General features: G+C 62.6%; 10 protein-coding genes. 8 read left to right on the top strand and 2 right to left on the bottom strand.

Features of this window, described 5'->3' with window-relative positions:
• The first annotated feature begins 4 nt into the window (after positions 1-4).
• Genes J2X43_RS13455 through murB form a run of 8 tightly spaced genes read left to right on the top strand, consistent with a single transcriptional unit; the run spans position 5 to position 10,109 of the window.
• Positions 5-1,465, top strand: a complete 1,461-nt coding sequence (locus J2X43_RS13455) for a UDP-N-acetylmuramoyl-L-alanyl-D-glutamate--2,6-diaminopimelate ligase (protein ID WP_310294605.1) — start codon at positions 5-7, stop codon at positions 1,463-1,465.
• Entirely contained in the window at positions 1,462-2,895 is a 1,434-nt protein-coding gene (locus J2X43_RS13460) for a UDP-N-acetylmuramoylalanyl-D-glutamyl-2,6-diaminopimelate--D-alanyl-D-alanine ligase (RefSeq protein WP_310294607.1), read from the top strand. The genes J2X43_RS13455 and J2X43_RS13460 overlap by 4 nt, the downstream gene beginning before the upstream one ends.
• Positions 2,896-2,917: 22 nt before the next feature.
• A complete protein-coding gene (gene mraY, locus J2X43_RS13465) occupies positions 2,918-4,018 on the top strand; it encodes a phospho-N-acetylmuramoyl-pentapeptide-transferase (protein WP_112386983.1) in 1,101 nt (366 codons plus the stop codon).
• A 7-nt stretch (positions 4,019-4,025) separates the two neighbouring features.
• Positions 4,026-5,438, top strand: coding sequence for a UDP-N-acetylmuramoyl-L-alanine--D-glutamate ligase (gene murD, locus J2X43_RS13470; RefSeq protein ID WP_310294608.1), 1,413 nt, complete (start codon positions 4,026-4,028; stop codon positions 5,436-5,438).
• Between the two features lies 1 nt (position 5,439).
• On the top strand, positions 5,440-6,594 hold the full coding sequence (gene ftsW / locus J2X43_RS13475) for a putative lipid II flippase FtsW (protein ID WP_112386985.1): 1,155 nt from the start codon (positions 5,440-5,442) through the stop codon (positions 6,592-6,594).
• Positions 6,595-6,601: 7 nt separating this feature from the next.
• Positions 6,602-7,726 carry an undecaprenyldiphospho-muramoylpentapeptide beta-N-acetylglucosaminyltransferase gene (gene murG / locus J2X43_RS13480; RefSeq protein WP_310294610.1) on the top strand — a complete coding sequence of 375 codons (1,125 nt, stop codon included), beginning with the start codon at positions 6,602-6,604 and terminating at the stop codon, positions 7,724-7,726.
• Entirely contained in the window at positions 7,723-9,138 is a 1,416-nt protein-coding gene (murC, locus tag J2X43_RS13485; RefSeq protein WP_112386987.1) for a UDP-N-acetylmuramate--L-alanine ligase, read from the top strand. The genes murG and murC overlap by 4 nt, the downstream gene beginning before the upstream one ends.
• The gene (gene murB, locus J2X43_RS13490; RefSeq protein WP_310294613.1) at positions 9,135-10,109 is read left to right on the top strand and encodes a UDP-N-acetylmuramate dehydrogenase; all 975 of its coding nucleotides are present in this window, start codon (positions 9,135-9,137) and stop codon (positions 10,107-10,109) included. Before murC ends, murB begins: the two co-directional genes overlap by 4 nt.
• Positions 10,110-10,116: 7 nt before the next feature.
• Here murB and J2X43_RS13495 read toward each other — a convergent pair whose 3' ends face one another.
• On the bottom strand, positions 10,117-11,211 hold the full coding sequence (locus J2X43_RS13495; RefSeq protein ID WP_310294615.1) for a metallophosphoesterase: 1,095 nt from the start codon (positions 11,209-11,211) through the stop codon (positions 10,117-10,119).
• A 114-nt stretch (positions 11,212-11,325) separates the two neighbouring features.
• Positions 11,326-12,636 (bottom strand): MFS transporter, encoded by a 1,311-nt coding sequence (locus J2X43_RS13500; protein ID WP_405049589.1) that lies wholly within the window; start codon positions 12,634-12,636, stop codon positions 11,326-11,328.
• Positions 12,637-12,698: the final 62 nt, after the last annotated feature.

Here is a 12,698-nt window from a genome sequence, read left to right on the forward strand (position 1 = left end):
TTCGATGAAACTGCGGGACATTGCCGGAAGCGCATTTCCGGAAATCAAGGATCAACTCGACGGACCGGTGGGCGCGCTGGAGATATCGGGCCTCACGGCTGACAGCCGCAAGGCCGGACACGGCGCGGCCTTCGTCGCCGTCGCCGGTACCAAGGCCGACGGTGCGAGCTTCATCGCCGATGCGGCGAAGAACGGTGCAGCCGTCGCCATCACCTCGCAGCCGGTCGAATCCTCCATTCCCGTTCTTGCCGTCAAGGAACCGCGCCGCTTCCTGTCTCTTGCTGCTGCCAATTTCTATGGCAAGCAGCCTGCCACCATGGTTGCCGTGACAGGCACTGCGGGAAAGACCTCGGTCGCCTCCTTCACGCGCCAGATCTGGGCCCATGCCGGACACCCGGCAGCGATGATCGGCACGACGGGCGTCGTCTCGCCCACGCGCAACGACTACGGTTCGCTGACGACGCCGGATCCGGTTTCGCTGCACAAGCTGCTGGCGGAACTTGCCGATGAAGGCGTCACCCATGCCTCGATGGAAGCCTCGAGCCACGGTCTCGACCAGAGTCGTCTCGACGGCGTGAAGCTTGCCGCCGCCGCCTTTACCAATCTCGGCCGCGATCACATGGATTACCATCCGACGATCGAGGACTACATGGCCGCCAAGATGCGGCTGTTCGATACGCTGCTGCCGAAGGGCGCACCGGCGATCATCTTCGCCGACGATGCCTGGTCGGCGCAGGCGATCAAGGCGGCGACCGATGCCGATCACGACGTCCGCACTGTCGGCCGAAAGGGCGATTACCTTACCCTGAAGCGCGTCGAGCATTTCCGTCACAAGCAGGTGGCCGAAGTGCATTCCGGCGGTGAGATCTTCGAGGTCGATATTCCGCTGGCCGGCGATTTCCAGATTGCCAATGCGCTGGTTGCCGCGGGTCTTGCGATGTCGACGGGCGTGCCCGCCAAGGTGGCGATGGCGGCTCTCGAAAAGCTGCAGGGCGCCTCCGGGCGTTTGGAGCTTGTCGGCCATACCCACGATGGCGCGCTCGCCTATGTCGATTACGCTCACAAGCCGGATGCACTTGAAAACGTTCTGAATTCCGTCCGCCCGTTCACCACCGGCCGTGTCGTCGTGGTGTTCGGCTGCGGCGGCGACCGCGACAAGGGCAAGCGGCCGATCATGGGCGAGATCGCCTGCCGTCTGGCCGATGTGGTGATCGTCACCGACGACAATCCGCGCTCGGAAGACCCGGCGAAGATCCGCGCCGAGATCATGGCGGCTGCGACCTGCGCCACCGAGATCGCCGACCGCTCGCTGGCGATCAGCAAGGCGGTGGCGATGCTGAAGGCTGGCGACACGCTGATCGTTGCGGGCAAGGGGCATGAAGAGGGGCAGACCATCGGGAGTGTAACGCTGCCTTTCTCCGACCACGCCGAAGTGCGTGAAGCCTTGGAGGAGGCGAAACCTTGAACTGGCTTTGGACCACGGAAGACATGATTGCCGCCATGGCGGGGCGCCCCTTCGGCACGCTTCCGCAGGGCATAACAGGCATTTCCATCGACAGCCGCTCGATTGCTTCAGGCGAAGCCTTCTTCGCCATCAAGGGCGATCGGGTCGATGGTCACGACTACGCCTCCATGGCGATGGCGAACGGTGCGTCGCTGCTTGTCGTCAGTGAGGCACGCCTTGCGGGTCTTGGCCGTCTGACGGTGCCGATGATCGTCGTCGAGGATGTGCTGGCGGCGCTCGAGCGTCTTGCCGTTGCATCGCGCCAACGGTCGCGGGCGCAGATCATCGCCGTTACCGGTTCGGTCGGCAAGACGACAACCAAGGAAATGCTGCGCCATGTGCTGTCGCCATCCGGCAAGGTGCATGCGTCCGTAGCATCCTTCAACAATCACTGGGGCGTGCCGCTGACTTTGGCGCGCATGCCGCTCGATACGCATTTCGGCGTGTTCGAAGTCGGCATGAACCACCCGGGCGAAATCCGTCCGCTGGTGCAGATGATCCGCCCGCATGTCGCCGTCATCACCACGATCGCACCGGCGCATCTCGGCAACTTCAAGAGCATCAAGGAAATCGCCACCGCCAAGGCGGAGATCTTCGAAGGTCTGGTGCCCGGCGGTCATGTCGTTCTCAACCGCGACAACGACCAGTATAATTTCCTCGAGCGTACGGCGCAGGCGCTTGGGATCAGCAACATCCATTCCTTCGGCCAGCACGCCAAGGCCGAGTACCGTCTCGCCGAATTCAACGGCTCGGACGAGAGCTCGGCGCTGTGGCTGACGATCGACGGCGATACGCTGGAAGTGGCGATCGGCGCGCCTGGCCGCCACATTGCCGAAAACGCGCTTGCCGCCCTCGGCGTCGTGACGCTCGTCGGTGCCGATCTCGACAAGGCGATCGATGCGCTGGCGACCCTGCAGCCCGAAAAGGGCAGGGGGCAGCGCCACAAGCTGCGGCTCGGCGCAGGCAGCCTGACGCTGATCGACGAAAGCTACAATGCCAATCCGGCCTCGATGCGCGCGGCGATCGCGCTGCTCGCGGCTGCAGTGCCTTCGGGCTACGGACGCCGGATCGCCGTTCTCGGCGACATGTTGGAGATGGGCGAATTTGCCGAGCGCGTGCATGCCGATCTCGCCGGTCCGCTTCTTGCGGCTGGCATCGAGCATGTCTGGCTGGCGGGCAAGGATATGCAGGCGCTGAGGGAATCGCTTCCTGACAGCGTTGCCGTCGAGTATCGCGAGACGACGGCAGAACTCAAAGATTTTGTACTGAACTCGGTCGAGCCGGGCGATGTCTTGATGGTCAAATCGTCATTGGGGATAGGTTTCGGCAAGATCGTTGCCGCGCTCCTTGACAAGTTTGCGCCATTTGCGGACACGCAGCGCGAGATTTGACCGGGTAAACAAGGGGCCCTGAATGCTGATTTGGCTAGTCGAACTGTCGGAACATTTTAAATTTCTGAACCTGTTCAGATACATTACCTTCCGCACAGGGGCCTCCCTCTTTACCTCCGCGCTGATCGTCTTCCTGTTCGGGCCGGTGATCATCCGTTCGCTGCGCATCCGCCAGGGCAAGGGTCAGCCGATCCGTGCAGACGGGCCGCAGACGCATTTCAAGAAGGCCGGGACGCCGACGATGGGCGGGTTGATGATCCTGGCGGGCATCGTCGGGGCATCGCTGCTCTGGGCCGACCTTTCGAACGTCTATGTCGTGGCGACGCTGCTGGTGACGCTCGGTTTCGGCGCCATCGGCTTCTATGACGATTATCTCAAGGTGACGAAGCAGAGCGACAAGGGCTTTTCCGGCAAGGCCCGCCTCGGCATCGAGTTCATCATTGCCGGTATCGCCGTCTATTTCATGATGCGCACGTCGCTGGCGTCGGGTCCTGCAGGCTCGACCTTCGGTTCGTCGGTCGCATTCCCCTTCTTCAAGGATTTCCTGATCAATCTCGGCATCATGTTCGTGGTTTTCGGCGGTTTCGTCATCGTGGCCGCCGGCAATGCCGTGAACCTGACGGATGGTCTGGATGGTCTGGCGATCGTGCCGGTGATGATTGCAGCCGCCTCCTTCGGTATTATCTCCTATCTTGCCGGTAACGCGGTGTTCGCGGGCTATCTGCAGATCAATTTCGTACCCGGCACCGGCGAGCTTGCCGTCGTTCTCGGTGCGGTCATTGGTGCAGGTCTCGGCTTCCTCTGGTTCAATGCGCCGCCCGCCGCAATCTTCATGGGCGACACCGGTTCGCTGGCGCTCGGCGGCACGATCGGTACGGTTGCCGTTGCCACCAAGCACGAGATCGTTATGGCGATCATCGGCGGTCTGTTCGTCATGGAGACGCTGTCTGTCATCATCCAGGTCGGCTTCTTCAAGATGACCGGACGGCGCGTCTTCCTGATGGCGCCGATCCATCACCATTTCGAAAAGAAGGGCTGGACGGAAAGCCAGGTGGTCATCCGTTTCTGGATCGTCGCGGTCGGCCTTGCGATGCTCGGCCTCTCGACCCTCAAGCTGCGGTAAGCGGACGATGATCCCGGTCACCACACTTGCTGGCAAAAAGGTCGCGCTCTTCGGGCTCGGTGGTTCCGGCCTTGCGACGGCGCGGGCGCTGGTCGCGGGCGGGGCTGATGTCATTGTCTGGGACGACAATCCTGACAGTGTCGCGAAAGCCGGCGCCGAGGGGATCGCGACCGCTGACCTGCGCACCATCGACTGGGCGTCGCAATCGCTTTTCGTGCTCTCTCCCGGCGTGCCGCTCACCCATCCGAAGCCGCATTGGACTGTCGATCTGGCGCGTGGGGCCGGTGTCGATATCGTCGGTGACGTCGAGCTCTTCGTCCGCGAGCGCCGGGCGCATGCGCCCGATTGCCCGTTCATCGCCATCACCGGCACCAACGGCAAATCGACGACGACGGCGCTGATTGCTCATATCCTGAAGACCAGCGGCCGCGACACGCAGCTCGGCGGCAATATCGGCACGGCGGTGCTGACTCTGGATCCGCCAAAGGCGCAGCGCTTCTACGTCGTCGAGTGCTCGTCCTACCAGATCGATCTGGCACCAACGCTGAACCCCTCGGCCGGTATCCTGCTGAACCTGACGCCCGACCATCTCGATCGCCACGGCACGATGCAGCACTATGCCGACGTCAAGGAGCGGCTGGTGGCGGGCAGCGATACGGCGATCGTCGGTGTCGATGACAGCCATTGCGAAATGATTGCCGACCGCGTCGAGCGCGCCGGCACCAAGGTGGTGCGCATTTCGCGCCGCCATCCGCTGGCCGATGGCATCTATGCCGAGGGCACGAAACTCATTCACGCAACCAATGGCGCGGCGCTTCCGCTGGCCGATCTCGACGGCATCCAGACGCTGCGCGGCAGCCACAACGCGCAGAACGCGGCAGCCGCCGTCGCGGCCTGCCTTGCGGTCGGCGTCTCTGCCGATGAGATCCGTGCGGGGCTTGCCTCGTTCCCCGGCCTCAAGCATCGCATGCAGCCGGTCGGCATGCGCCGCAATGCCGTCTTCGTCAACGATTCGAAGGCGACCAATGCGGATGCGGCGGCACCGGCACTGTCGAGCTACGACCGGATCTACTGGATCGCCGGCGGCCTGCCGAAATCCGGTGGCATCACGACGCTTGCGCCGTTCTTTCCGCGCATCGCCAAGGCCTATCTGATCGGCGAGGCGGCAGCGGAGTTTGCGGCCACCCTCGGCGAGGCGGTGCCCTACGAGATCTCGGGCACGCTGGAGCGCGCCGTCGCACATGCGGCTGCCGATGCGGAAAAAGATGAAACTGGGCCTGTCGCGGTGATGTTATCCCCGGCTTGCGCAAGCTTCGACCAATATAAGAACTTTGAAGTCAGGGGCGATGCATTTGTCAGCCATGTGGCAGCGCTCGACGGAATCACCATGCTGATCGGTTCGGCAACAGGAGATAAGTGACATGGTAAGCCGTGCGGAACGTGGGCCTTTGGCCGATTGGTTTTGGACCATCGACCGCTTTTTCCTGGCGATGTTCGTCTTCCTGATGGGCATCGGCTTCATGCTGTCCTTCGCCGCATCGCCCGCGGTGGCGGAGCGCATCGGGCTTGAGCCCTTCCATTTCGTCAAGCGCCACGCGGCCTTCATGATCCCATCGCTGATGGTGATGATCGGGTTGTCGTTCCTGACGCCGCGCCAGGTGAGGCGCACGGCGATCCTGCTTTTGATCGTCGCGATAGCGATGATGCTGCTGGCGCTGTTCTTCGGCGTCGAGGTCAAGGGCTCCAGGCGCTGGGTGACGCTGGCGGGTATCTCGATCCAGCCGTCGGAATTCATGAAGCCGGCTTTCGTCGTCGTCTGCGCCTGGCTGTTTGCCGAGCATGCGCGCCAGCCTGAAATCCCGGGCAATCTTTTCGCCATCATTCTGTTCGGCATGGTCGCCTCGCTGCTCGTGGCACAGCCCGACCTTGGCCAGACGATCCTGACCACCGCCGTCTGGGGCGGCATGTTCTTCATGGCGGGCATGCCCTGGCTGTGGATCATCGTGCTCGGCGTCGGCGGGGCAGGCGGCCTCGTCTCGGCCTATTATGTCTTCCCGCACGTGGCGGGACGAATAGACAAGTTCATGACCGGCGAAGGCGACACGTTCCAGATCGATACTGCCCGCGAGGCGATCATCCGCGGCGACTGGTTCGGTCAGGGGCCGGGCGAGGGCATCGTCAAGCGGATCATTCCCGACGCCCATACCGACTTCATCTTCTCGGTCGCGGCCGAAGAGTTCGGCATCATCTTCTGCATCGCCCTTGTTGCGCTGTTCACGGCCCTTGTCTTGAGGGGGCTGTCGCACGCATATAAGGAGAAGAACGATTTCAACCGGTTTGCCGTCGCCGGCCTCGTGCTGCAGATGGGCATCCAGTCGATCATCAATATCGGCGTCAATCTCGAACTGCTGCCGGCAAAGGGCATGACGCTGCCGCTGATCTCCTACGGCGGTTCGTCGATGGTGGCGATCTGCGTCACCGCCGGTTTCATTCTCGCGCTGACGCGCCATCGCCCGGAAAAACGTGCACAGGATCGGAGCCTCTTCCGCGTGCCGCACGGAATGCCGGCGGAGTAAAAGAACCATGAGTAAAGGCATCGTCCTTCTTGCCGCCGGGGGAACCGGCGGCCACGTCTTTCCCGCGGAAGCCTTGGCCTATGAGCTGAAGGCCCGCGGTTATTCCGTTCATCTGGTCACCGACAGCCGGGCCGAGCGCTATGCCGGCAAGTTCCCGGCCGAGCAGATCCATGTCGTGCCGTCGGCAACGATCGGTTCGAAGAACCCGATCGCGGTCGCCCGTTCGCTGTGGACGCTGTGGAGCGGCATGCGGGCGGCGAAGAAGCTGATCCAGAAGCTGAAGCCTGCCGTCGTCGTTGGTTTCGGCGGTTATCCGACCGTGCCACCGCTGCTGGCCGCAACGCGCCTTGGCGTGCCCGCCATGATCCACGAGCAGAATGCCGTTATGGGCCGCGCCAACAAGGCGCTGGCGGCGCGTGTCCAGGCGATCGCCGGTGGCTTCCTGCCGGAGAATGGCGGCGTCTATCCCGAAAAGACTGTCACAACCGGCAATCCGGTGCGCCCGGCGATCATCGAGGCCGCCAAGGTTCCCTATGCGCCGTCGCATCCCGGCGAACCCTTCAATCTCGTGGTCTTCGGCGGCAGCCAGGGCGCGCAGTATTTTTCCAAGGTGATGCCAACGGCGATCAGCCTGCTTGACGACGATCTCCGGGCGCGGCTGCGGATCACCCAGCAGGTGCGGCCCGAGGATATGGAGATGGTCGGCGGCTGTGTCGCGCAGCTGAAGATGGGTGCCGATATCGCGCCGTTCTTCACCGACATGGCCGAACGTCTCGCAAAGGCGCATCTCGTCATCTGCCGTTCGGGCGCTTCGACGGTTTCGGAGATCGCGGTCATCGGCCGTCCCGCCGTTCTCGTGCCCTATCCGCATGCGCTGGATCATGACCAGGCGGCCAATGCCGCAGCCCTTGCCGCGACCGGTGGCGCCAAGGTCATCGTCCAGGCGGAGCTTTCCTCCGAGAAGATCGCCGCGATCCTGACGCATGCGATGAACGACCCGGAAAAGCTGGCGCGCATGGCGGCGGCGGCAAAGCAGACCGGGAAACCGGATGCTGCGAACTTGCTTGCCGGCATGGTAGAGGCTATTGCCGCCGGACGTACAATTGCAGAGTTCAAGGGGGCACAGTCATGAAACTGCCGAAGGCTATAGGCCTCGTCCATTTCATCGGCATCGGCGGCATCGGCATGAGCGGCATTGCCGAAGTGCTGCACAATCTCGGCCATAAGGTCCAGGGATCCGATCAGTCCGACAGTGCGAACGTTCAGCGTCTGCGCGAAAAGGGCATTGAGGTCTTCGTCGGTCACAAGGCCGAGAACCTCGGCGATGCCGAAGTCGTCGTCGTTTCGACGGCGATCAAGAAGAGCAATCCGGAACTGATCGCGGCGCGCGAGAAGCTGCTGCCCGTCGTTCGCCGCGCCGAAATGCTGGCCGAGCTGATGCGCTTCCGAAATGCGATCGCCATCGGCGGCACGCATGGCAAGACCACCACCACCTCGCTGGTGGCGACGCTGCTCGAAGCCGGTGGTCTCGATCCGACCGTCATCAACGGCGGCATCATCAATGCCTACGGCACCAACGCCCGCATGGGCGAGGGCGAGTGGATGGTGGTCGAGGCCGACGAATCCGATGGTACCTTCCTGAAGCTGCCGGCCGACGTTGCCGTCGTCACCAATATCGATCCTGAACATCTCGACCACTACGGCAATTTCGATGCCGTGCGCGCTGCGTTCCGGCAGTTCGTCGAGAACGTGCCGTTCTACGGCTTTGGCGTCATGTGCCTCGATCATCCCGAAGTGCAGGCGCTGGTCGGCCGTATCGAGGACCGCAAGGTCGTGACTTACGGCGAGAACCCGCAGGCCGACGTGCGCTTCACCAATGTGCGCATCGACGGGCCGCGTTCGATCTTCGACGTCGAGATCCGCCGCCGCCGCACAGGCAAGGTCTTCAAGCTCGACAATCTCGTCATGCCGATGCCTGGCCGTCACAATATTTCCAATGCGACTGCGGCGATTGCCGTTGCCAACCGCCTCGGCATTTCCAACGAAGACATCGCCAAGGGGCTGGCCTCCTTCGGCGGCGTCAAGCGGCGCTTCACGCTGACCGGCGAATGGAACGGCGTGCAGGTGTTCGACGACTACGGTCACCATCCAGTCGAGATCAAGGCCGTGCTCAGGGCTGCGCGCGAGGCCTGCAAGGGCCGCGTCATCGCCGTTCACCAGCCGCACCGCTATTCGCGCCTTTCGAGCCTCTTCGAGGAATTCGCCAACTGCTTCAACGATGCCGATAGCATCTTCCTGGCGCCTGTCTATGCCGCCGGTGAGGACCCGATCGAGGGTGCCGATTCCGAGACGCTGGTCTCGCGTATCAAGGCTGGCGGCCATCGCGACGCACGCTATCTTCCGTCGCAAGACGTACTACCGGAGATGGTTGGAGAGATTGCAAAGCCGGGCGACTTTGTGGTTCTCTTGGGGGCTGGAAGTATCACCTACTGGGCAGCGGCCCTGCCAAAACAACTGGAAGGCCTTTCGGGAAAGTCGGCATGAAACAGGTAAATGGGGAAAAGCTTCTCGAAACTCTCGGAGAAGGCGTCAAGGACATCCGTGGCCGTATCACGCCGGATGCCCCCATGGACCGCGTGACCTGGTTCCGTGCCGGCGGGCTCGCCGAGCTGATGTTCCAGCCGCATGACGAAGACGATCTCATCGCTTTCATGAAGCTTCTGCCTGAGGACGTGCCCGTCACGGTCGTCGGTGTCGGTTCAAACCTTCTGGTGCGCGACGGCGGTATTCCGGGTGTGGTTCTGCGCCTGTCGGCGAAGGGTTTCGGTGGGCTGGAGATTGCCGGTGAAAACCGCATCCGCGCCGGTGCGATCTGCCCGGACAAGCATGTTGCTGCCATGGCGATGGACAACGGCATCGGTGGCTTCCATTTCTACTACGGCATTCCCGGCAGCATCGGTGGCGCGGCACGCATGAATGCCGGTGCCAATGGCGGCGAGACCCGCGAGCGTCTCGTCGAACTGACGGCGATCGACCGCAAGGGCAACAAGGTCGTGCTTTCGAATGCCGAGATGGGTTATTCCTACCGTCATTCCTCTGCCGCATCGGACCTGATCTTCACCTCGGTGCTGTTCGAAGGCTATGCCGAAGACCGCGCCAAGATCCGCGCCGATATGGATGCCGTGCGCAACCATCGCGAGACGGTACAGCCGATCCGCGAGAAGACCGGCGGCTCGACCTTCAAGAATCCCGAGGGACATTCGGCCTGGAAGCTGATTGACGAAGCGGGCTGCCGCGGTCTGGTCATCGGCGGGGCGCAGATGTCGTCGCTGCATTGCAACTTCATGATCAACATGGGGCAGGCTACCGGCTACGATCTGGAATATCTTGGTGAACAGGTTCGCCGCGAAGTGTTCGAAAATTCCGGCGTCAAGCTGGAATGGGAAATCAGGCGTCTCGGCGTCTTCATGCCGGGCCGCGAAGTCCGCCCGTTCCAGGGCGTGACCAGCGACTGATTGCTTCCTAACGAAGAGCTTTGCTGAAGGCGGTGTCGAACATGACGCCGCCTTTGTCGTCTGCGGCTTCGCCGATTGCCACATCCATGCGGCCGTTGGCGACGCGCACCAGCGTGAAGCCGCCCATGAAGGCGGCCTTGGCCTTGAAGACGTCGATGCCGTTGACCTTGTAGGCCATCGCCGTGTCGTGCTCGTGGCCGTGGAAGATGCCGATTACATTGTAACCGCTGAGGGTTGCCAGCAGATCCTGACGTTCTGATTCATCCCACCAGTGCGGCGTTCCGGTGCCAGTGTCGTCGAAGGTGCTCTTGGCCGGATCCCAGCGCTCGGTGGAGAAATGATCCCAGCCGTAATGCTGGAAGATCACCACGGGGCGCCCGTCGGACGCATAGGTCTTCAGGTCCTGTTTCATCCAGTCGAGGCTGCTGGCGGTTCCCTTGCTGTTATCGCCGCCATAGCGCTGCGCCTGGATCAGATGCAACCCGCCCCAGTTCCAGGAATAATTGTCGGAGGCCTCGTCGTAATTGTCGACGGGGACGGCCGGTTTGAAGAAGACGCTCGGCTTGTGGTTCATCTGCACGTAGTCGCGCAGCTCGTCGCGGTACCAGTCCACCTGCGGCGGACGGCCGTCCTGATCGAGATCGTGATTGCCGAGGCCGACATAGACAGGGAAATGCACATGGGCAGGGCCGCGGCCCTCCTGGTAGCGGTGCGAGAACTGCAGAAGCTGTGATCCCTCGGCAAACTCCGCCATCTGTCCGCCGCCATCGTCGGTGACGTCGCCGCAGACGATGATGCCTTGAGGCCGGGCAATCGTCTGGCCGGCAACGCTGAGGCCAGTCGGCTTTCCAGCGATCTGCTCGGGCCATGTCTGGTGATGGATGTTGTTGAGCGCCAGGATATGGCGCAGCAGATTGGCGTCGGTCTTGCCTTCCTGCTGGCAATTGGGGCTGAGCCCATCGCCGATGCGGCAGGCATGGACGTCGTTGATGACGAGGAAGGTGACGTTGACGTCGGGGACGGCGGCGCGTGTCAACGACGGCAGCGAAAGGGCCATTCCGGCGCCGAGGCCCTGTCTCAGCAGCGATCGTCTTGTCAGCATCGTGGTCTCCCGTCTCTCTGAAATGAAAGAGTAGGAGCAAGCCGTTAACAGACAAGAATCAAAAAAGGCCGCGGCGTCTCCGCCGCGGCCTTGGATCAATTGAACCCGAAGTTCTCAGACTTCTTCGCGGCCTGACAGCAGGATGCAGACCAGCGAGATCACTGCTGCGCCGGAAAGATAATAGCCGACATAGGAGAGGTCGTAGGTCGTTGCCAGCCAGCTGGCGATGTTCGGCGCCAGCGAGGCACCGAAGATGCCGCCGAGGTTGAAGGTCATCGAGGCGCCGGTATAGCGCACCGTGGTCGGGAAGGGGGCGGCAAGTGCTGCACCGATCGGACCGTAGGTGAAGCCCATCAGCGCCAGGCCGATGATCGAGCACAGGAAGGCGCCCATCAGGCCTGCGGTCAGCAGCGAGGCGTAGAAGAAGCCGAAGATCGCGATGCCGATTGTCACCAGGATCAGGATCAGGCGGCGCGAATAGCGGTCCGAAAGCAGGCCGGAGATCGGGATCGTCAGGCCGAAGAACACGACGCCGACGAGCTGAATGACCAGGAACTGTTCACGCGAATAGCCGAGCTTCGAGGTGCCCCAGGACAGCGTGAACACCGTCATCAGGTAGAACAGAACGAAGGTGGCGACGGCGATGAAGGTGCCGAGAACCAGGCTGCGGAAATGCTTGCGGAAGACGACGGCAACCGGAACGGCGACGCGCTCGTGCTTCTCGACGGCCTTCTGGAACTCCGGCGTTTCGGCGATCTTCAGGCGGACATAGAGGCCGACAGCGACGAGTGCCAGGCTGGCGACGAAGGGAATGCGCCAGCCGAAGGCCAGGAAGTCCTCGTTAGTCATCGTCTCGGTCAGGATCAGGAAGAAGCCGGAAGAGAGGATGAAGCCGATCGGCGCGCCAAGCTGCGGGAACATCGCGTACCAGCTGCGCTTGCCGGGAGGGGCGTTTTCGGTGGCGAGCAGCACGGCGCCGCCCCATTCTCCGCCGAGGCCGAGGCCCTGGCCGAAACGGCACAGTGCGAGAAGCAGAGGCGCGACGATGCCGATCGAATCATAGCCCGGCAGCATCCCGATCGCCACGGTCGACAGGCCCATGGTCATCAGCGCTGCGACGAGTGTTGCCTTGCGGCCGATACGGTCACCGAAATGGCCGAACAGAATGCCGCCAAGCGGGCGGGCGAAGAAGGCGATCGAGAACGTGGCGAAGGACTGCAGCTGTGCAGACGCCGGATCGCTCGTCGGGAAGAAGAGGTGCGGGAAGACCAGCACGGCGGCCGTCGCGTAGACGTAGAAGTCGAAGAATTCGATGGTCGTGCCGACGAGGCTCGCGATCAGAACACGCGCCGGCGAATTGACTTGCGCATTGTTCGATGAGGAGGGCGTCGGCGATACCGGAGATATCGCGTCAGACATTGTCATTCCAATCAGGATTGCTGTTTGCCTTGGGAGGCAATCGGCTCATAGCGCAATTTTCGGTCTCA

Origin of the sequence: Rhizobium sp. BE258, assembly GCF_031457345.1 — a bacterium.
GTDB lineage: Bacteria > Pseudomonadota > Alphaproteobacteria > Rhizobiales > Rhizobiaceae > Rhizobium.

Coding starts and splice junctions, on each gene's coding strand:
- mraY (WP_112386983.1), top strand. CDS start 2,918: ATGCTGATTTGGCTAGTCGAACTGTCGGAACATTTTAAATTTCTGAAC.
- J2X43_RS13455 (WP_310294605.1), top strand. CDS start 5: ATGAAACTGCGGGACATTGCCGGAAGCGCATTTCCGGAAATCAAGGAT.
- murB (WP_310294613.1), top strand. CDS start 9,135: ATGAAACAGGTAAATGGGGAAAAGCTTCTCGAAACTCTCGGAGAAGGC.
- J2X43_RS13500 (WP_405049589.1), bottom strand. CDS start 12,636: ATGACAATGTCTGACGCGATATCTCCGGTATCGCCGACGCCCTCCTCA.
- J2X43_RS13495 (WP_310294615.1), bottom strand. CDS start 11,211: ATGCTGACAAGACGATCGCTGCTGAGACAGGGCCTCGGCGCCGGAATG.
- murD (WP_310294608.1), top strand. CDS start 4,026: ATGATCCCGGTCACCACACTTGCTGGCAAAAAGGTCGCGCTCTTCGGG.
- murG (WP_310294610.1), top strand. CDS start 6,602: ATGAGTAAAGGCATCGTCCTTCTTGCCGCCGGGGGAACCGGCGGCCAC.
- murC (WP_112386987.1), top strand. CDS start 7,723: ATGAAACTGCCGAAGGCTATAGGCCTCGTCCATTTCATCGGCATCGGC.
- ftsW (WP_112386985.1), top strand. CDS start 5,440: ATGGTAAGCCGTGCGGAACGTGGGCCTTTGGCCGATTGGTTTTGGACC.